Here is an 18,852-nt window from a genome sequence, read left to right as displayed (position 1 = left end):
TGGTTGTTGGAATAATGAGCGGCCAATCACACAATACTTTGCTAAACTGACGCCACAACGGGTGTCGTTAAGACGAATTATCGTTAATAATCATTTTGTTATAATAAAAGGTACGACAGACAAAGGTCGGCCTTATTCCCGCTTCTGCCGCAGACGGAGTCCCGATGAGTTGTCTTCTCAAACTACAGCAGCTGTATGCGTCACTGCCGGCTAGCGAACAAAAATTGGCGGATTACCTGCAACAATTTCCCGCGCAGGCGCGTCAGATGTCGTCGAAAGCCTTGGCGGAAGCGGCGCAAGTGAGCCAATCCAGCGTGGTGAAATTTGCCCAAAAACTCGGTTATCGCGGCTTTACCGAGCTGCGTTTAGCCTTGGGGGATGATGTGATCCGCCGCGAAACGCAAGCTGACAGCGTAACGCTGCATAACCAGATCCGCAGTGATGATCCGCTGCCGCGGGTGGCGGATAAATTGATTGCCGAACACATCCGGACTTTGCAATCGACCTTGCAACTGAACGACGATCCGGCGCTGACTCAAGCGGTTCAGCTGCTGCTGCAAGCGAGACGGATCCAGATCTGCGGGATCGGCTCTTCGGGCTTGGTCGCCAAAGATCTCAGCTATAAGCTACTGAAAATTGGGATCAACGTGTTGTGCGAAACGGATGCCCACGTTCAGCTCACGATTGCGCAAACCTTGAGCGCAGATGATGTGCTATTGGCAATCTCTTTTTCCGGCGAGCGACGCGAGGTCAATCTGGCGGCGCAAGAAGCGCGCCAGCAAGGAGCGCAGGTCTTAGCGTTAACCGGCTTTCAGCCCAATAGCCTGCAACAACTGGCGACGCATTGCCTCTATACAGTGGCCGATGAGCAGACCGTGCGCAGTGCGGCTATGTTCTCGCGTACCGCGCAGCTGGCACTGACCGATCTGTTGTTTATGGGCATGGTGCAGCAAGATGCGGGCAATGCTCGGCACCGCATTTTGCACAGTGAAGCGCTGGTGAAAAAACTGGTGTGATCCGCGAAAAGAAAACTCAAGACAGAGAAAAAAGTGCCTGCGCTGTGGTCGATGCGGCTTTTATGCTACAGTGCGCCGGCCAAAACAGGCCATACTGATAAGAGCCCGCCAAGCATAACGGATGCTCGGTACGATGCTTATATGCGGCATGTGTCGTTTATATACTGAATTTGAAGAAGTTTTCCCATGGCTTTACTAATCACTGACAAATGCATTAATGCGATATGTGTGAACATTTACCAAAAACTATTTAAATTCAATGCAATAAAATCGTGTGTTATTTTTTGTGTTGCACAGCTAAGCAACACAAAAAGCCTCACACTCACTGCTTTTTATCTAGTGTTTGGGTGAGAGATAATTGCAAAGGTTCTTCTCTTCCCTATTTCAGCGGCTTCTGGCTTCATCAAGCTACTCGCTCATTCATTATGTACAAGTGTATGTACAAACAAAAATCATGCAGGTGATTGCACATTTTGAGCCACCAGCAGCATAGCAGAACATGCTATTACGCTCACTGGGCGTAACCCATGCCTACTCACCACACCAAAGTTAAAGTTATGATACTAATCGCTACACAAGCAATGCTCCGTGTAGCGATTTTTCCTAAATTTATATACGACCCGCTACAACCTCACCGCCAATGATCTCTAACACTTGTTGAGTAAGATCTTCGTCATTAGCTTTTTTATAATCATCGACGGTCTCCTTACTAAACTCAAACCTTGATTGTTTTCCGGTGTCATCATTTCGAACAAATATAAAGTTATCTCGATCACTGCCAGATTCAGCAAAATGAATTGTGTACATTTGACCATGAATTGGGATATTAATGGTACGGAAAATTTTAACGCCTAGTAACTGAGTCATTCTAACTCCTTAATCTAACTCTCGGATTGCTCTTTTTATATTTAATTCAGCGCCCTCTAGTTCATTTAATGCACGCCGAATATCTTGGTTCTCAGGTGATATGTTTCTTGCTCTCACCAACGCTCTCTGTGCATCATCAATTTCGTTTAATGCTCTCTTGAGCTTTTGTTTCGTTGACATATACTCACCTGATAAAAAAACAATTGTCATTACCGAAATGATAATAATTAAACTTAATGAAATCATCAGTGAAATAATAAAAACGTGATCGGCGCATTATTCCAACAACGCACTCGCATAACAATTTTTACGCACGTATGCAACACTGAGCGCTAATTTATACTATTAACCCCTACATAATTGGTTTTACCTTAATACATAACTTCAACCATCCTTTTCCAAGAAACAATAAGAGCTCAAACACAATGAGACACAAACTCGCGGTAATTAATACCAGCGGCCAATAGCAAAACCAACAAACTCAGCCTGAGTCCCAGCAGGCCTACTTGCTGCATCAACTACATAGTAATTTGCCTCTGTGGGTGTAGCGCTAAATGGTACCGACCATGATGCTCCTGTACTTAATCTAATACCTGGTGGCGGAGTAATTGGTGAGGAAATAAAGCGAGCAGGAAACGTCCATGTAACACTACCTGTATATAACCCTGCTCCATATGGGCTTGAACAAGAAGTGGAGAAGCTAGCGCGCCAATAACATATCATCGTACCATCAGCCCACTTTACATACTCTCCATTTGCATTTGAACCACGCTCTATAATTGCGCCAGTTGGAACTCCGGCAAGCTGTGACACTTGCCCCAAAATGCTATTTTGAGCATAAATTTCATACCACTGAGTATATTTCCCGGTACCACCAATATCAGCAGGACTGCCTGAGCGTGACGCCCTGCGACCATCTGAATAACCAGCAATGATTTGAGTTATCGTATCATTACCTCGGATGACCTGTAACAACCCATAAGCAACCGAAAACCCCGCAGGGGCATTCACGGCAGACGAACTTAGCCGATAGAATCCGGTATCGGTCACAGCATTCAAATCAGCTCTAGGCGCAAGCTGTATAATCTTGCTCACCTTCCCGCTCAGCGCCTCATCCAGCCCATAAATACCACTAATATTGTGAGCCGCACTCTTTGTTTCATGCTGTTTGATTCCGGCCGAGACTGCGCCAGCTGGCTCTGCCCCAATTTTTCCCGGCGTTAAGGTCACTGCGCCCTTTTCACCCTGAACGCTAGTGACAGACTCGGTATTGTCAATTTTGTAATAACTGCCACCATCAGATGTGGTGTAAACGAGCGTGTCACCCACGCCATAATCAATACCGCCAACAACACCGCCAGTAGTAACCTTCCAGAAAGTTGGCCGCTTAGTACTACCGACCATTACAGGCTGTGGGTATACCCCGCCAGACAAATTAACCGCACCGCCATCAATCAGAGCTCCAGCTGTTGCTTGCGCCGCCTCCTGTGCTTGGCGTGCATACTCTGCTGCTGCTGCATCATGACCTGCGGCGGATGCAGCTTTCTGTGTCGCGGTATCTGCTGCGCCCTGCGCCATGCTGGTTTTAGCTGCAACCTCATCACGCATCTGAGTAACAGACAGTGTATTAGCGGCAACGGATTGTGTGTTTTCTGATACCTGCTGAGCTTTGACACTAACGGTTTGCGTATTCTGCGCAACCTGATCGGTATTGCGTTGAACTGCGGCGGTGTTATTGGCCACGGACACCGTATTATCAGCTACCTGCTTAGCCTTGGCGCGAACGTCTGCAGCATCATTAACGATACTGTCACGCGCGCTATTTGCCTCGCCTGCAGACACTGCAGCCTCTCGTGCCTTAGTTTCTGTTACCTGCCGGTTCTGCTCTGTAACCGCTGCATCTTTAGCCGTTTGCTCTTTAGCGGCTACTGCTGTTGCCGCAGCATCTGTGGCTATCGTGGTTTTTTGCGCCACTACGACCTTATCGGATGCAACTTGCTGGGCATGCTCCGCAACATCACTTGCTGATTGAGTGACTATTTGCTCACTGTTTTTTGCTGACTCTGCCGCTTTCACAGCTTCGCTGCGCATGCTATCTACCAACCGGATAATTTCCGGTGTTAGATCATCCTCACCAGGGCTCATAAGGAATGTGTTCAAATCGCCGGGTGATGAATCGGCATACACACTAATTTGCCCAACCCGCTCAGGTTCAGCCCCATACACACTCACCGCTACAGCATAAGTGCCAGGCGCTGCCCTGAAACTGTATTCTCCATTGCCTCCAGTGACACAACGATAAGTTGAATGCTTGAGTACAACGCTGCTGTTTTTTACGCTGGATAGCGTCAACGTTACACCTGAACGTGGCTTGTCATCGGCTGGCTCCACCAGTCGCCCAGAAATGAGAATTTTTGAGTACATAAGAAAAGCTCGCTTGTCCGACGTACAGATACAAAAACACCACCTAGTTACAGGTGGTGTCTGCGTTCTGTCTTAGATTAAATGGATTAAAAGTGCTGCAAAATAACGATGGGCATACTGCGACAAGATGTATTTTGTGTGTTGGCCACACGAGCACTAATTGAAACGGTAATTGGCGTGTTGGCGGGAATAAGCACCGTCGCCGATCCCATATCAACACATCCACTGTATCCAGAGGCTGTAGCACCAAAATTGGAGCCATTAATGCTGACGCCATAGTTAGCAACAACCGGTGTATCACCATAGTTGATCGTGCCAAACACAGCGAACGCAGGTATGGATATGTAACTGTTACGCGGTAATGCCGGAATATTAATGCTCAAATATGCAGGTAGAGTTGAGCCGGCCCCGTGCCCTACTGCCCCAAGCGTATACGCCCTCGTCACATCCCCGACAATTTTGTCTGCATAAAGCCGCTTCACGGTACATGACTCATCAATCACGACATTCTGGAACAGCCCAGAAGTCGCATTAACTGAACCGGTGATGTTCGCCTTACGGGCATTTAGTGTGCCATCAGGCAACAGCTCGAATGCAGGCGGAAAGGCATTACTACGTATCGTTGCCGCTTCAACTAACCCTGATTTGATGACCGGTGAGTAAATTTCCGTACCAGCCACCAGCCGATCGCCTTTAATTGTTCCCAGCGCGATTAGGTCACCATCCATAAAGAGCTTCGGTACCACCCACTCTCTACCGTCATACATCCGTGATTCTGTGCGCGTGATATGGCCGTTACCGTCCAGCGCGTACACCGTAAAGACGGTGTCCTTACCGGGCAACGTATTAAAGGCTGAGGTAAATAGTGAATTAGCTGTTTGAGCATCAGAAGGGAACACGCCGGTTTCGGTGCGCAGACGAAATACACCTCCAGCTCCATTCCCCAGATCGTTTTTACTCGATATCGCGGTACCATCCAGCAGCCGCAATTCTCCCTTCACCACCAGCGTTCGCCGCCTGTTATCCCAATAGAGGTTACGCTGCAGCGTGTCCGGATCGGTAAACGAAACAAAGTCAGCCAGAAAATCTACCGCACTCGCCTCACTTTCAGCCGTGACCGTAATCCCCGATACACGCCCTTCCTTGTTGACGACTAATGCCGCCCGATCGGAGAGCAGAACAATGTTTGAACTGTTCTTTTCCACCATCTGCGACAAGTCTTTCGCCCAGTCCAGCTTGGGAATTTCAGGGCCGATAAGGTCGAGAATGTCCTCTGGCTGAAGCTTGGTTTTGATGTTCGCGATCACCAAGGTAGATTTTCCCACCCCGTTCACCGCACGGCAGCCATACCAATATTCAGTATCAGGAACACACTCCTGATCGTTGACTATCATGGCGCGGCCAAGCGGGTCGCTCATCGCTTCAACTTCCGCACGGCTCATACCCTTAAACCACTCATACTGCGTACCCAGCGCGGTTGGTGGCTGAATCACAGGGCGAGCGGTAACACTGAAGTTGGTTGATCTGAGCAATAAGGATGTCGGTGCGGTTGGTGGTGCAATCGTAAAGGTACTTTCCGTCTCTTGGCCTAACTGACCACCGGCATTTTTACCGCGGATAGAAACGGTATAGTCGCCCAAAGGTAAGTCGTAACAGACATACTCCGGATCGGTTGTTGTGTCGCGAAGGTGCAACTTATCAGCACGGCTCAGTCGCACTTCAAAGCTAATTCCCTCCATGACTCTGGGCGTATCCCAACGCATCTTGATTTGATAACTGTCACCATAGGGGAAAGCATCAATCTTCAGGTGTTCAACGGGTGGGATTTTGCCGCCGAAAATCGTGTCTGGTTTAGGGTCAAATACAGCGCCAGCATCAACCACCGCCTCTTTGTTCGGCTCGTGCTGTACTGCCTCGATTTTGAATTGCGTCGCAGTATCCGTTTTCTCTTCCGTGATTTTGATGCAGCGAAACAGCCGAGGACGAATATCGTCACGCGAAAGCGTCCAGATATCACCGGCACACATACCGTTCGGCACTTCGCCCAGAACCACGGTATCGGTAGATGGGTGACTGAATATCTGAGTCCTGACCGGCTTTGCATCGGCACCAATCCATGTCAGATATGCCGTAGCCCCATGATCAATCTCTGGCAACTCTACATCACGGTCGAGTTGCACATTCTGACCGATCACCTTTTTAATGCGCCCACCAATGCGGATCCCTGCATACCCACTGTCAGCAATTTGAATAATGTCACCGGGCAAGTGTTTCAGACCATCACGGCCAACCGAGAAGGATACGGATTGACGCTCGAGGCGCTCGGTTTCCAATATCCACTTTCCGGTGCGATGCGCTTGGCCGCGTGAAGTACAACCAAATGCCGAGACTTCAAGGACGTTCAGACCATAACGAGCAATAGCCTCATCATCGGCAACATACTCTATCTGTGTCTGCCAGGCGTTATCCGGAGAGATGTACTGGACGTGGACTGCGGTATGTCGTGCTTTGCGTGCACTGCTTTGATAGGTAAAGCGCCCATCGATAACGTTCGCCTCGGTATACATCCATACCGGATCTGCTGGCCGGTCTTGAATACAAGTCAGGGATAACCCATCCCAAACCGGCATCCCGCGAAATACCGAAGCCAAATCGCTGATCACGTCATAAGCTTTGCGTGCATCGGCCAGATAGACATTACAGGTCATGCGGGGTTCTTTATTCCCGTAACCGTCATCCACCCGTTCATCGCAATAACGGCCAATCATGTAGAGCGCAAACTTATCTGCGCCAAATGCTCCTAGCCGCTTCCCAAGGCCTGCTCGTTCGCAGGTCACCAAGTCATAGAAAATCCACGCGGGGTTATTTGTCCAGGCAACTTTGAAATTCCCCGTCCACAGGCCGGTATAGGTGCGGTTGTACGGGTCATAGTTATCCGGAACCTTTACCAATCGGCCACGCATCAAATAAGTCCGACGCGGAACCCCTCCGCTAAACTGTTCCGGATCAATTTGCATCCCGACCACTGCTGTATTCGGGTACGTCAGTTTGGCGTCAATGATTTCGGTATAACTTGACCACAGCGTACGGTTCTCCAACTTTGAAGAGGTACTGTCTGCTGTTAAGCGAACCACTCGCATATTGAATGGCCGTGCTGGCAAATTATCGAGTATTACCGAGCGCAGGTAGGTGCTGCGAGTTTTACCGCTGATCACCACCTTCTGCGCCTCAAACCAGCTGCCTCCGGAGGACTGTAACTGCACCGACATTTCAACTGTCGAGCCATACATGTCGCCGTCATCTTCCATCTGCAGAAGCGCTTGCACACCGACGGTCACGCGCACGCGGTTGATATCCGGATCCGTAACACTCCGGACAACCGGTTTACCCGCCTTTACCTCAACATCAACACGGATTTCATTTTCTACCGCAGGGAAACCGGACAGATAACTTTGGGCTTGCGTGCCGGAGCGCCACTCGGCGTTCACGCCACTGAAGTTTGCCTCTCCGGATGCGCTGATCACAGGGGTATCATTGAGAAATACACCTTTTAATCCACCAACCGGCCCCTCAATCGGGCCTTCTGAAATCAGATCAATCAGTGACAATACCTGACGAGATTTGAGGTTATCCGGTTCTTCATATGGAGTATGCTGACTCCCGCCGCCCTTACCCATCGCTTTACTCCGTTGATAAGCCCTGTGACAACACCTTGCTACCGGTCATCATTTCCCCGTACAGCAACGGGACGAACGAACCCTGTGCAATAGTGTTATCCAAACTAGAAAAGTAGGTGTTTTCTTTGCCGTTATCGGTGGTCCGGCTCTGCAATGTCGGCGTCTTCGTCAACAATGAGGCCACACCGCCCAGCGCCATGGATGCACCGATAGTCCCCATCGCGGCATAGACACCGGCAGAGATAAACGAAAACGGCGTAAAGAAAGACGCCGCTAATAAGGCCGTGCCGAGAATAGTTTGAAACCACCCGTTCTTGGCACCACTCACCACCGGCACGATGTGAATTACCGCGCTAGCCGGTAATGGACTTGTCATGCCCGTGACCAAATCCTGTTCACCGATATCGTCACGGTTGATACGCAGCCGGTACCGGCCATTTTGAATATGCGTTCGTAAATCTGGAATTTGCCAAGTCAGGCACTGCACCGCCTCTGCCGCCGTGGCTACGGATAAATCGAAACGGCGGCCAAATCGTTGTAAATCGCCATACAACCGAACGATGGCCATTGTTCATGTCTCCAAACACTATGAAGGTAGCGCGCCCAAAACCCACCAAACGGGTCGCGACGGCTAAAATGATTAGGTGTGTGATGCAGGATCATCTGATCACCGAGATACACCGCGGCATGATTTGCAGCAGAGCTACCTAGATGGATAAGAAAAATATCGCCCGGCTGAGCCTGATCTGCCGGCACTTGATAAAACCCAGTGGCACTCATGTTCTCCAAGTACAGTTCGGTACCGGTATGCCACCAATTATCTGCCCGCTCAAACTCAGGCAAGCGGATCCCGCACAGGTGATAGGCATCGCGCATCAGGGTATAACAGTCCATTGAGCCATGAGCAAAGACGCGACCAGCCAGAGCGGGAACAGGTAGGTATTCATGCAGCTCACCATTACACACGACGATCCACGACACACCGGTTTGTAACTGCATATGCCGATCAGCACTACTCAGCCATGGCACTCCATCTGGATGACTGTGCACAAGGGCTACCACGCTTTGTCCATGCAGCTCGGCATCAATCCATGCTTGCGGGGCTATCTCAAAGGTGCTCAGTGGATCTGCTGCCACGTTTTCACAGGGATAGTAACAGTCATCACTGAGCAAAAAGCCGCACGACTCCTGTGGCTCACATGCCAAGGCATGAGCCAAAATCTGCTGTTTATCCATAATGGATTACCTGAATTTCGCTGCAGACGGAAAACCACCAAACGGCAGAGGATTGTGAGCGCCAAACCGGAGCTTGCAGCTGGTTAGCCGTTTGCCGCAGCGATCGCATGCAGGGTCTGAGGTTGGATTATCTTTGATGTCGGCGACCGGTCCGCCGGTATACCCGCAGTCAGCCGAGCGATATTCAACTGGGCAAACGTCCGCGAGAATTGGGCGACAGGGGATGATCGCACCATCAGTCTCACAAGGTAGTGCTAATTCGTAAGAAACGGTCTCGCGCGTTTGTTCAATCATGCGCTCAATCTCGAAGCGCAACACCACCTCTTGCGTAGGATCCGCATTCACGTTCCCCTGCGGGAAGTTTGCGGCATCCAAAAATCGGGCATACACCTGCCGACGCGTTACTATCGCGCCAACCAAATCATCAAACTCAGCGTTCAACCCCGTTAGAAGTCCACCCACATTCGCCAAAGTAAGCTTCGGGCGATTACTGGTACCTTTAGCATTTCCCTCAAAACCAGAGCCAGAAACAGGAAAGGCTACATAGGTTTGCCCACGCCACACAACCGGTTGCCGTAGCTCTGTCATTCCGGCATAAAAGCGGTATACATCACCGCCAAATGCCGACATATCAACATCGTATAAAACAAGCAACGCATCTTGCTCAATGCGTGCTGTTTCAAAAATCATGGCATTGCTAATGTCTCTCACTGCACCACCTCATCAAATTCCGCACTGATTTCGGCATAGGTGTTGTAGCTTTTACGTGACCACTTCCGACATACATACCGGCCTTGCTGCCATGAATCCGGCGGCGTCCACAAAAACGCACGCACGGCACCATGATCAAACAGGAAATCATGTATAGCCGTAATGCGGTCCTTCGTACCTCGAAACTCAACGCGGTACTTGGCCAGCCGATGATTTATCCCGTCTGGACTGCGCTGCTCATAACCATCGCCAAACTTAACCGCATTAACACGTGGCTCGTGATTGGCCTCCATGGAAGAACGCGGAGCCCAGCCAAAAGTATGTAACGCCACATTAGCCTCCATAAAAAAAGCCCCGACTATATAGACGGGGCTAAACTTTATCCTGCCAAAATTCCTCCTGGCCTAGTTTCATCAACCATGGCCATTTGGGCTATTTGATACATTTGCTGTTTCATATCCTCAGACCACGACGATAGCTGTGACTGCAGGCCACCGTCACCGGACGTTTGAAACGTGTTGTGCAACGTGATCTGTACCGTACGCTGGCCACTGCCTAGCATCTGAGCCGTATCACGCCGACTAACAATCTGAGCCGGCCCCATGACAAACTCTGGCCCCACCTCCCCAGCAATCCCAAAACTGCCACTAGGGATGTAACCTCCAGAGTCATGATATCCAGTAAACTTCGGGATCTCCGGTATCAAATCACCTAGCCCAGGCGTAGTAGCAGCGCCAATACTGCCACCACCAAAGCCGAAGAATGACATTGCACTACGAGCGACCCACGTTTTTACCGCAACCTCCATCAACGTTTGAACCATGGTCTGCAAAATAGTGGCTGATGCGCTACGCATAACATCCGCCAAACTTTGCGTTCCCATAATCAGACCGGTTACCGAGTTAGCCGTTCTGTCGGCTACTGCGTTAATGGCATTGAGTGATGCCGCATGCCATGCAGACTGAGACTTGAACATATTCTGCTGAATCTCAAGTTCCTGTGCGGCACCTTGCTCAGATAATTGCTTCATCAGATACTGGTGCTGCTTCTTGGTCATCAGCTCATTGCGATATCCGGCCTCATAGAGAGCTTGTTTTTTTGCCATCTCATTTTGCAACGCTTTAAGCGGGTCAAACTCACCTTGCAATCCATCCAATGCACTAACCGCTGACTCCGACTTTTCACGCATGATACGCCGAAGCGAATCAGCTCTTGCCTTTGTCATTGCCTCCTGCGCATCTTGTGCTGAAAAGTCATTAGGGAACTGCTTTTGCAACTCCTTAATTTCTTTTAACGAGTCGGCCATCTCTTGGCGTATTGCTGCCATCGGCGAATACTTACCGATAAGCGATTGCCGCTCGCGTGCCGCATTGACTTGAATTTGCGTTCGCAAACGCTCTGACTCTAAGGTGCTGATGACTTTTTGTGATTCATAGCCCTTAATCTTATTCAGCAACTGCTGCTCATGGTTGGCAATTTGAGCCACTCGGCTCATGGACTCTTCGCGGATCCGCTTAATTTCCTCCTGCGCTTCTTTTGCCAAACTTTTCGATAAACGGATCCCCTCTTGCTTGGCTTTATTGCTAGCCTTTATCGCCTCCTGCTGATCAAAAAGCGCCTCTGCGCTTTGTTTGATTAGCTGCACTTCTCTTGGCGTCGCATCAGGTAGCTTATCCGTCCACTGAGCAACATAGCGCTGCTTATCTGTCATTTTGAGCAGCTCAGCTTCTCGCTGCAGCTTTGACAGTAACTCATCGGCACCAGCAGACAGAGACATCATTGGCGTGTTTGAAAGCGCTATGCGCTCCTGCAACAAACCATTGCCGGTTTTAATAACCTCGTTCACCTTAGCTTGCAAACGCGCAGCAATACCGGTTTGCTGGTTGTTTTTATCCAACTCAACAAAGTTATCCGCCAAACCTTGCGTCTGCTGCGCAGTGATCATCTGCAGCGTCGACTCGGATTGCGATAGTTGCTGATTGGCCTTAGCCAGCTTCTCTTTCAGCACCGCAAGCCGATCAGCATACATCTGCTGCAACTCCGGAGACTCCGTCAGCCCTTTGGCCCGCTGCATCGCTTGCTGTTGACGCTCGACCTCTTGGGCTGCCTCTTTTGCTTCACGAGTCTGAATCTGAATTGCCTGGCGAAGTTTTGCTGCCGACGCGCCCAGCTCGATATCATTCATCTTCCTGATTTTATCGACAGCCACATCAGCACTACCGGCAAAATCAATCAGCTCTTGGTTAGCTCGTTTAGTGTTTTCTGCATAGCTATACCATCCGGCCGCACCAACCGTTAATGCAGCAGTTACAAGCCCTAACGGACCACCGACAAAAGCAAGCGCAGCATTGCGCGCGTTAGCCACTGATGCAAATATCCGCCCCGTCACAGTTGCCTGTCGCTGCGCCTGTTGCAATGCCAATGTGCTAGTCTCGTTGCGAATCAGTGCTGCTGTGTGCGCATCGATTGCCTGTTTCTCAGCATACAATGCAGTTCGGATAGCTCCTGACTGCGCAGCCATCTGCGTACGAATGGCTGTTCTGGTTTTCTCTGATTGCGCTGCCGCCAACTGTGCAGCCAGATTACTTTGCACCGCCTGAGCAGCTTGACGCTCCGCCACAGCTTGAGCTCGCAGGCTCTCACTGCTCATCACCGCCGCGGCGGATTTCGCCTGAAAGCTCGCAGCTGACTCTATGTTTTTAGCCGCCAATTCACTGCCTGCACGCCATGCATCGCGAGAACTATTTACCACACGGATAAAACCCTGTTGCGCCAAAAGGCCCATTGCAGGTAAAGCAACATTGCTTGCAGTACTAGCAATGCTTTCAAAGTTAGCATTCAAGTAATTAACTGATTCTGATACGCTTTGTACTCCACTACGCATTGAATCATTTAAGCGCGATCCAATAGTCAGCGATAACGCCTCTACCGCAGAGTTAAGAGAAAGAATGTCACCATCAAGATTATCTGTACGCGCCGATGCCTGTTCATAAGCGGTTGATGTACCGGTTAACTGGTTGGTCAGTTCTTTCATCAACTCTTTGTTCTTAACAAGAACAGACGCTGCGGTGATGTTTTCCCGCCCAAACATCTGCACCATCTGGGCGGTGCCCATATTCTTTTTCCCCAGATTGTCTAGGGCACCAGATAACCCCACGACCGACGGTCGTAGGTTTCGGTCTGTCGCAGTATCTAAAATCAGCAGGATATTACGCAGTGCGGTACCGGCCTCACTCCCTTTGATTTCAGACTTGGCCAGTGTTTGAATTGCCGCGTTCAGCTCTTCAAATGGCACTCCCGCTTGTGCGGCAGCAACACCACCACCTTTGATAGCTTCAGTGGTTTCCTGAATCTCTGATGAACCGTATTTGGCCCCAGCAGCCAATACGTTGATATAGCGATCGGCCTGCTCTGCGCTGGCACTGTATTGGTTCAACGACAACGCCAGTGCCTTGGTTGCATCCGGCAGCGTCATGCCGGCCGCCTCAGCCAATGTCACTGCGCTTTTCGTGGTTTTCGTCAGCGCCTCATTGGATTCGAGCAAATCAGGCTTGGCCGATGCCATCAGCTTAAATGCCTCAGCAGCCTGAGAGGCAGATAGCGTGGTGGTTTGTCCAATCAAACGAGATTGCTTATCCAAAAAAGCCAACTGTTCACCGGTAGCGCCGGTGATCGCTGACAGGTCGGATAGAGATTTGGTATAACCGCGCGTATCACTGATCACGCGGTCAAATGTAACGCCAGCCACCAGCATGCCGGCATATGATTTAGAAACATCGAGGATGCTATCCCGCAGCCGCTTATAGCACGCATCAGATTCTTTCGCGGCAGAGTCAATCGTAGAGTGAGTGGCCTTAACCTTCCGCTCCGTGTTTTGAAATGCGTCAGACATATCACGCTGATAGGTCGCCGCATTGAGGCGTAGCGCCACAGACAAACTGGCAATATCAGACATAGTTAACTCATTATGCTAGCCACTGCCGCACACTGTGCATCTAGCGAAGATGCCTGCAAAAAAGTGTCGCTCGGCTCAGTGGACGTTGGATAAGAAGGTGGCGGGGTATCGACTTGATGATCTGCAGCTGAAATCCGAAAGTAGGCCAACCAATGGGTTAGAATGGCCGGAGGAAGATTGGCTATCAACGAGACATCAGGCTGGCTGAAACGGTCAGCCAGCGCGAACAATGTCATCAGCTGGGGACAGCTTCTTAGTTTTTTTCAGCTTCCTCGAGCGAGCCATTGCTCATTCGGTGCAGAGTATTGACGGCATCGATCAGTTCAGCATTGGAGCGGCTGGCCAGCAGCTCTTCCGTCGTTGGCAAATCACCGTCCGGATAGGCCGTGCCGTCCGGCTTGCATAATGCGCCCAGCACCAGTTCAGCTGCAGCCAACGCCTTTTCTTGTTCTGTTTTGTTCTCGTTCGTCACTAGCGCAATGTAGTCAACCTGCACAGCAACAGGCACCGCTCGAACGGTTGTCTTACTACCGAACAGTGAGACTTCTTTTACGACGCGGTTATCGGTCAAAAGCAGTGATTTAATAGTCATGTCGCACACCCTTACGCTTTAACTACAGCCGGCGAAGCTTTCTTGCTCCACTGGATATCGTTTTGTTTACCTTTGACCAGAATGCTGATCACCTTATTGGCTGGCGCCTGAATCTCTGCCATCTCCCAGCCAGCGAGAGAAATCAAGCTGGTAGAAATACGGCCATTCGGCATTTCAATTTTGAATTTGACCGTTTGACGGGCTTCGGCTGCATCCAGAAATGCTTGGAAGTCTTCATCGCCTGGGTTATCAATGAAGCCAAACTCTTTCTCTGGCCCTTTTGGCAGATCCGCAATCGCTTGGTCTTGGGTATCTAACAACGTGGTGCAATCGACAAAGCCACCCACGGCACCTTGCTTACCGACTGCGGTACAGTTCGGGAGAGGCTTGAGTGCGGCATCCTCTGCCGTATCAGCTCCCCAAGAAACCTTGGTACCCGCAGGTAACATGGCATACTGAGATGATTTTTTTGCGCTCATACTTACTTACGCCTCATTATGTGTAATTAAGAAATCTCGGATCCGGCACCACACAGCATCACTGTGGTCGTAATCCTCAGTGAATCCTCCACGCGCAACATACTGCACTGGGTAACCATCAATTTTGGCGTGCGCCAATCCAGCCCATGCCTGCAGCAGGAGTTTTTCGGTTTCGATGGTTTTTAATCGTGAAGGAGAGATGATTTTGAATTGGTAACGCTGGGTAATGATCGACACATCCGCGAGGCCGGTATCCGGCTTAAACTCGCTGACCACCTGATACACAATGCACTCATTCACATCATCAGGTCGTAACAGCGGATACACAGGTAGCCCCGTCAGTCGCTCGGCATCATTTTTCAAATGCACATCGAGCATACGTTCACCTATTTGTTTTTCGCTGCAATTCTCCGCTGCGCTCGCACAATACCCGCACCTAACTCTTCACGAAGAGTTTCTTCAATCTGCTGAATATTGCTATCCAATGCAGGCCGGATAAATGGTTTTGCCATTTGTTTTGACGTTCCGTATTCCTGCGCACGAGCTTTGATGTAATGAGGCGCTTTCATCTGTGGGCCTACACGTATAACCCGTTCGCCATCCTCTCGGATGGAGCGGATTTTTATCGTATCCCGCATATGCTGGCCGTGATTAGACTCGTCATAGCCAGCAGACTGGCGCATGGCTTCATGCACTGGTCGCATAGCTTTACGCCCCGCTCTAGCAAGCACTCGGCTTGCCACCTCATCGCCTAACTCATCCAGCGCTTGGCTGAGAGCTGACAGTCCTTCTATCTGAATATTGATCATCAATTACATCCGTCTGAGCTCGTAGTAACGTCCGATCGAGAATGCTGTTATCAATACTAATTACGTGGTAAGCAGTATTAAGAATTACCACTCGATCACTGGGTAACACGTCATTTCGTTTGCGCAATGTAAGAAGATATACAGAGATGGTTTTGTCTTGCGCTGTAGCAATTACAGAAGATGAACTGATAAATCGGACATCGCACCACGCACGCCCCACTTCCCCCCATGTTGCTGGTAATGGTGCGCCCGTTGGATCCCGACCGGATTGCTTACGTTGAATGACTGCGCGGTACCGGAGATCCCCGGCTCTTAATGGTTTCATAATCCATAAAACCGATAAAATTGCAGAATGTCTTCCGCTGCTAGCGGCATGACGGACGTCGCATCATTCTGACTGACGGCCTCACGATTCGAATACCAGTGCCCAATCATCAATAGCATCGCAGCTGTAATATCGGCATCAAGCAACAACGCATCTTCATCCTGAGCAAACCCATCATCAGACTCACTCTCATAGAGTTTTCGGTCCGTCTTCTTTTCTACGAATCGAACTGCAGCTGATATGTATGTGTTGAGCAACGTATCGTCATCTACAAAGTTTGGCTCTATACGGCAATGCTGCTTTACCAACTCCAAACTCAGCATGGAAACCCCCGGTGTTATTTTCTTGCTTTACGACCGGACGATGCAGGGACAGCTTGTTCTGGCGCCGCATCACCATCTGACGATGATTCATGATCTGTTCCTGCATCATTAGATGCAGCGTCACCCTCTAGGCTTGGTTCTATGCTGTTACCATCTATGTCAATGCCGACGGCATAGCCCTTGGCCACCAGCTCTCGAGCATGCTGTGCGTCCGTCTCAAACTCGTCGCCTTCACACACGACGTTGCGCCCCACCAAAATGGGTCGGCAGGCTTTCATCTTGGCCATAATCACATCCTGATTGGGCGGCACGCGGCCGCCCTTGAAACACTAAAGGGTTACTTAGACGCAGGTGCCGGTACGGTAAAAGAGCCATAGATAAAGGACTCGGGACGCTTCACCGCCAACGCCAAACGCTCCTCACAACGGATAGAAATCATGTTTTTCTCGAAGTCATCCGCGTTCTCGGTACTGATCACCACGTTGGACTCTTCGCGGTCAAACAGCTGAGCGCCGGCATTGAATGCACCGGTCAGGAATTTGCCTTTAAACGCTGCCGCTTCCGTAGCGACCACCGGCAACCCCCACAGAGTTGGCCCAGCCAAAGACGCCGGATTCGCAAGGATGTAACGGCCCAACGAGTCTTTGGTAAGCTCAATCTTGGCCCAATCAATAAAGTGCAAAACGTGTCCGGATGCAGGGAAACGAGCTAACTGCGCCTGCAGCATCGCTAAACGCAGATCATCAATGCCGTTTTGCTCAGCCACTTCAAACTCGGCTTTATAGGCCGTCGCTTGCGGGATGATGCCGTGTAGGTGAGCACCTGAGCCGTCACCGAACAAAATCTCCTGCTCTTCCACGTACTTCAGGCCATAACGCATTTCGGCATCAATCGTGGACTGCAGCTGGGCAAAGTCATCCAAGATCTGTTTGGACGCTTTGAACATGTGAGCGATGGTGGTCACCGGTGTGATTTTGGTGTTGAACTCAATACCGCTGTACGGCTTGGTGGTATTTTCCGGTACCGCTGCCGCGTTATTGGTAAAGCCGGTCTGCTGTACCCAGAACACCGCGGGAGAGCCGGTACGCCCCGGAGCAATCAGATCACGGATAAACAGGCGCTGCTTAGGTGCAGTATCAATGCCAGGCAAACGATGCGGCTCAACAACACCTTGTGCGACGCCGCTGGAAGTCAGCGCTGATTTAACGGGGATACTAAGGCGCTTGCCACCTTCAGCGGCACTAGCAAACATCTTCATCGCTTCAGCGGAAACAACTTGGTGACCGACCGATTCAATTACTTGCTGGGCATTCGCCAACGGCATATTCGCAACGTGCTGCTCCAACTCACCCAGAGAGGCTTTCAGCGTTTTTTCGGCTTCTTTCAAGGCATTGAGTTCGACAGCCATCTTATCGACGGACTCTTTGGTCTGCGCTGACAACTGGCCATGTTTCTTGGCTTCGCTCAACGCTTCTTCTGCTTTTGCATTGAATTTAGAAGACGCCTCTTCAATGCTGGCGGTAACTTTTTTCAGGATTTCATTTACTTCAGACATAAGCTCTCCGATATATCAGGCAGCCGGAACCAGAGTGCTCAGCGCAGACTCAAGACCAGCAAGAATTTCAGGGTTTATTGTTACGGCAGCGTCATGCATACCGTCATTGGTGGGGGCAGCGCCCGGCATGCTCCCCTTCAAGGCTTTCAGTAATCGCCGGCGTTCGGCGCGTGGGGTATTAGCTTTCGCGAGTAGCGCATCCAATTTGCGCAGCGCTGCGGCAGGAGAGTCAGGTTCACCGAGAACGGCATCCGCATCTAACAATGCATCAGCCATCCCCTTATCCACGGCATCCGCCCCACCGATGTAGGTTTCGTTATCCATCATTGCCATGATTTCGGTACCGCTTAGCCCACTGCGTACGCTGTAGATGTCCTGCATTGCACGATCAAACGGCTCCATGTCTTGGGCGACACGCACCAAATCATGCCGGTTACCAACGGCTGCAACCCAGCAGTTGTGGATCATCAGAAAAGCAGCGCGACCGATTTTCAGCTCATCGGCCGCCATGGCGATAATGGAAGCGGCGCTCGCAGCAATGCCGATGACTTTTACTGTGACGCGCCCGCTGTACTCCCGAAGTTGGTTATAAATGGCGAGCCCTTCGAACATGTCGCCACCGGGCGAGTTGATATTGACGACCACATCAGCGCCGCCCATGGCACGCAGCAAACCGGCCATTCGTTTTGCCGTCATGCCCTCGCCCCAGTAATCCGCACCAATGACATCCAGAATGGAAATCGTGTTTTCATCATCGGATGCTGCCGCCTGCAGAGAGCTATTCCAGCGCTCCATGGCCACCGGCGACAACTCACACGAGACGCGCGCGCAGGGGCGACCCGCCGGCGCCGCCGGAAGCGTTCGTTTAGTCATAAGGGAAAAT

The 18,852-nt window shown here is 50.6% G+C and carries 20 protein-coding genes; 1 reads left to right on the top strand and 19 read right to left on the bottom strand.

The annotated features are described in order from the left end of the window. Window positions 1-164 precede the first annotated feature (164 nt). On the top strand, window positions 165-1,016 hold the full coding sequence (locus NCTC9997_RS03205; RefSeq protein WP_010862389.1) for a MurR/RpiR family transcriptional regulator: 852 nt from the start codon (window positions 165-167) through the stop codon (window positions 1,014-1,016). 609 nt (window positions 1,017-1,625) lie between these two features. On the opposite strand, the gene NCTC9997_RS03200 is transcribed toward NCTC9997_RS03205, so the two are convergent. The 19 genes from NCTC9997_RS03200 to NCTC9997_RS03115 form a co-directional block, all read right to left on the bottom strand. Beyond that, the gene (locus tag NCTC9997_RS03200) at window positions 1,626-1,883 is read right to left on the bottom strand and encodes a hypothetical protein (RefSeq protein ID WP_064977293.1); all 258 of its coding nucleotides are present in this window, start codon (window positions 1,881-1,883) and stop codon (window positions 1,626-1,628) included. A 9-nt stretch (window positions 1,884-1,892) separates the two neighbouring features. Further along, window positions 1,893-2,063: a hypothetical protein gene (locus NCTC9997_RS15145; protein WP_167550119.1), complete on the bottom strand. Its 171-nt coding sequence runs from the start codon at window positions 2,061-2,063 to the stop codon at window positions 1,893-1,895. A gap of 267 nt (window positions 2,064-2,330) precedes the next feature. Beyond that, complete coding sequence (locus tag NCTC9997_RS03195; RefSeq protein ID WP_071849673.1) at window positions 2,331-4,307, bottom strand: prophage tail fiber N-terminal domain-containing protein; 1,977 nt, start codon at window positions 4,305-4,307, stop codon at window positions 2,331-2,333. A gap of 86 nt (window positions 4,308-4,393) precedes the next feature. Further along, window positions 4,394-7,984, bottom strand: a complete 3,591-nt coding sequence (locus NCTC9997_RS03190) for a TipJ family phage tail tip protein (protein ID WP_064977290.1) — start codon at window positions 7,982-7,984, stop codon at window positions 4,394-4,396. A 4-nt stretch (window positions 7,985-7,988) separates the two neighbouring features. Continuing rightward, entirely contained in the window at window positions 7,989-8,552 is a 564-nt protein-coding gene (locus NCTC9997_RS03185) for a tail assembly protein (RefSeq protein WP_064977289.1), read from the bottom strand. Further along, entirely contained in the window at window positions 8,489-9,220 is a 732-nt protein-coding gene (locus tag NCTC9997_RS03180) for a C40 family peptidase (protein ID WP_064977288.1), read from the bottom strand. The genes NCTC9997_RS03185 and NCTC9997_RS03180 overlap by 64 nt, the downstream gene beginning before the upstream one ends. A 6-nt stretch (window positions 9,221-9,226) precedes the next feature. Continuing rightward, a complete protein-coding gene (locus NCTC9997_RS03175; protein WP_139800009.1) occupies window positions 9,227-9,910 on the bottom strand; it encodes a phage minor tail protein L in 684 nt (227 codons plus the stop codon). A 17-nt stretch (window positions 9,911-9,927) separates the two neighbouring features. Then, window positions 9,928-10,263: a phage tail protein gene (locus NCTC9997_RS03170; protein WP_167550118.1), complete on the bottom strand. Its 336-nt coding sequence runs from the start codon at window positions 10,261-10,263 to the stop codon at window positions 9,928-9,930. A 47-nt stretch (window positions 10,264-10,310) separates the two neighbouring features. Then, on the bottom strand, window positions 10,311-13,886 hold the full coding sequence (locus NCTC9997_RS03165; RefSeq protein ID WP_064977286.1) for a phage tail tape measure protein: 3,576 nt from the start codon (window positions 13,884-13,886) through the stop codon (window positions 10,311-10,313). 2 nt (window positions 13,887-13,888) lie between these two features. Then, window positions 13,889-14,122, bottom strand: coding sequence for a hypothetical protein (locus NCTC9997_RS03160; protein WP_156669234.1), 234 nt, complete (start codon window positions 14,120-14,122; stop codon window positions 13,889-13,891). 17 nt (window positions 14,123-14,139) lie between these two features. Next, a complete protein-coding gene (locus tag NCTC9997_RS03155) occupies window positions 14,140-14,478 on the bottom strand; it encodes a hypothetical protein (protein ID WP_064977285.1) in 339 nt (112 codons plus the stop codon). An 11-nt stretch (window positions 14,479-14,489) separates the two neighbouring features. Then, window positions 14,490-14,957 carry a phage tail protein gene (locus NCTC9997_RS03150; RefSeq protein ID WP_064977284.1) on the bottom strand — a complete coding sequence of 156 codons (468 nt, stop codon included), beginning with the start codon at window positions 14,955-14,957 and terminating at the stop codon, window positions 14,490-14,492. A 6-nt stretch (window positions 14,958-14,963) separates the two neighbouring features. After that, entirely contained in the window at window positions 14,964-15,335 is a 372-nt protein-coding gene (locus NCTC9997_RS03145) for a hypothetical protein (protein ID WP_064977283.1), read from the bottom strand. Window positions 15,336-15,343: 8 nt separating this feature from the next. Beyond that, window positions 15,344-15,766 carry an HK97-gp10 family putative phage morphogenesis protein gene (locus NCTC9997_RS03140; protein WP_064977282.1) on the bottom strand — a complete coding sequence of 141 codons (423 nt, stop codon included), beginning with the start codon at window positions 15,764-15,766 and terminating at the stop codon, window positions 15,344-15,346. After that, window positions 15,714-16,091: a head-tail adaptor protein gene (locus NCTC9997_RS15465; protein ID WP_071849670.1), complete on the bottom strand. Its 378-nt coding sequence runs from the start codon at window positions 16,089-16,091 to the stop codon at window positions 15,714-15,716. Before NCTC9997_RS15465 ends, NCTC9997_RS03140 begins: the two co-directional genes overlap by 53 nt. Further along, window positions 16,088-16,414 (bottom strand): head-tail connector protein, encoded by a 327-nt coding sequence (locus NCTC9997_RS03130; RefSeq protein WP_064977281.1) that lies wholly within the window; start codon window positions 16,412-16,414, stop codon window positions 16,088-16,090. The genes NCTC9997_RS15465 and NCTC9997_RS03130 overlap by 4 nt, the downstream gene beginning before the upstream one ends. Window positions 16,415-16,428: 14 nt before the next feature. Then, window positions 16,429-16,701, bottom strand: a complete 273-nt coding sequence (locus tag NCTC9997_RS03125) for a hypothetical protein (RefSeq protein WP_064977280.1) — start codon at window positions 16,699-16,701, stop codon at window positions 16,429-16,431. A 50-nt stretch (window positions 16,702-16,751) separates the two neighbouring features. Next, window positions 16,752-17,969 (bottom strand): phage major capsid protein, encoded by a 1,218-nt coding sequence (locus NCTC9997_RS03120; RefSeq protein WP_064977279.1) that lies wholly within the window; start codon window positions 17,967-17,969, stop codon window positions 16,752-16,754. Between the two features lie 15 nt (window positions 17,970-17,984). Continuing rightward, window positions 17,985-18,842 (bottom strand): head maturation protease, ClpP-related, encoded by an 858-nt coding sequence (locus tag NCTC9997_RS03115; RefSeq protein WP_064977278.1) that lies wholly within the window; start codon window positions 18,840-18,842, stop codon window positions 17,985-17,987. Between the last annotated feature and the right edge of the window lie 10 nt (window positions 18,843-18,852).

Source organism: Plesiomonas shigelloides, assembly GCF_900087055.1.
In the GTDB taxonomy this organism is placed as follows: domain Bacteria; phylum Pseudomonadota; class Gammaproteobacteria; order Enterobacterales; family CAMTGL01; genus Plesiomonas; species Plesiomonas shigelloides.
This window is presented reverse-complemented; position numbering and strand designations above follow the sequence as displayed.

What these genes read in the sequence shown, in the direction of transcription:
- NCTC9997_RS03205 (WP_010862389.1), top strand. Translation starts at nt 165, where the DNA reads ATGAGTTGTCTTCTCAAACTACAGCAGCTGTATGCGTCACTGCCGGCT.
- NCTC9997_RS03200 (WP_064977293.1), bottom strand. Translation starts at nt 1,883, where the DNA reads ATGACTCAGTTACTAGGCGTTAAAATTTTCCGTACCATTAATATCCCA.
- NCTC9997_RS15145 (WP_167550119.1), bottom strand. Translation starts at nt 2,063, where the DNA reads ATGTCAACGAAACAAAAGCTCAAGAGAGCATTAAACGAAATTGATGAT.
- NCTC9997_RS03195 (WP_071849673.1), bottom strand. Translation starts at nt 4,307, where the DNA reads ATGTACTCAAAAATTCTCATTTCTGGGCGACTGGTGGAGCCAGCCGAT.
- NCTC9997_RS03190 (WP_064977290.1), bottom strand. Translation starts at nt 7,984, where the DNA reads ATGGGTAAGGGCGGCGGGAGTCAGCATACTCCATATGAAGAACCGGAT.
- NCTC9997_RS03185 (WP_064977289.1), bottom strand. Translation starts at nt 8,552, where the DNA reads ATGGCCATCGTTCGGTTGTATGGCGATTTACAACGATTTGGCCGCCGT.
- NCTC9997_RS03180 (WP_064977288.1), bottom strand. Translation starts at nt 9,220, where the DNA reads ATGGATAAACAGCAGATTTTGGCTCATGCCTTGGCATGTGAGCCACAG.
- NCTC9997_RS03175 (WP_139800009.1), bottom strand. Translation starts at nt 9,910, where the DNA reads ATGATTTTTGAAACAGCACGCATTGAGCAAGATGCGTTGCTTGTTTTA.
- NCTC9997_RS03165 (WP_064977286.1), bottom strand. Translation starts at nt 13,886, where the DNA reads ATGTCTGATATTGCCAGTTTGTCTGTGGCGCTACGCCTCAATGCGGCG.
- NCTC9997_RS03160 (WP_156669234.1), bottom strand. Translation starts at nt 14,122, where the DNA reads ATGACATTGTTCGCGCTGGCTGACCGTTTCAGCCAGCCTGATGTCTCG.
- NCTC9997_RS03155 (WP_064977285.1), bottom strand. Translation starts at nt 14,478, where the DNA reads ATGACTATTAAATCACTGCTTTTGACCGATAACCGCGTCGTAAAAGAA.
- NCTC9997_RS03150 (WP_064977284.1), bottom strand. Translation starts at nt 14,957, where the DNA reads ATGAGCGCAAAAAAATCATCTCAGTATGCCATGTTACCTGCGGGTACC.
- NCTC9997_RS03145 (WP_064977283.1), bottom strand. Translation starts at nt 15,335, where the DNA reads ATGCTCGATGTGCATTTGAAAAATGATGCCGAGCGACTGACGGGGCTA.
- NCTC9997_RS03140 (WP_064977282.1), bottom strand. Translation starts at nt 15,766, where the DNA reads ATGATCAATATTCAGATAGAAGGACTGTCAGCTCTCAGCCAAGCGCTG.
- NCTC9997_RS15465 (WP_071849670.1), bottom strand. Translation starts at nt 16,091, where the DNA reads ATGAAACCATTAAGAGCCGGGGATCTCCGGTACCGCGCAGTCATTCAA.
- NCTC9997_RS03130 (WP_064977281.1), bottom strand. Translation starts at nt 16,414, where the DNA reads ATGCTGAGTTTGGAGTTGGTAAAGCAGCATTGCCGTATAGAGCCAAAC.
- NCTC9997_RS03125 (WP_064977280.1), bottom strand. Translation starts at nt 16,701, where the DNA reads ATGGCCAAGATGAAAGCCTGCCGACCCATTTTGGTGGGGCGCAACGTC.
- NCTC9997_RS03120 (WP_064977279.1), bottom strand. Translation starts at nt 17,969, where the DNA reads ATGTCTGAAGTAAATGAAATCCTGAAAAAAGTTACCGCCAGCATTGAA.
- NCTC9997_RS03115 (WP_064977278.1), bottom strand. Translation starts at nt 18,842, where the DNA reads ATGACTAAACGAACGCTTCCGGCGGCGCCGGCGGGTCGCCCCTGCGCG.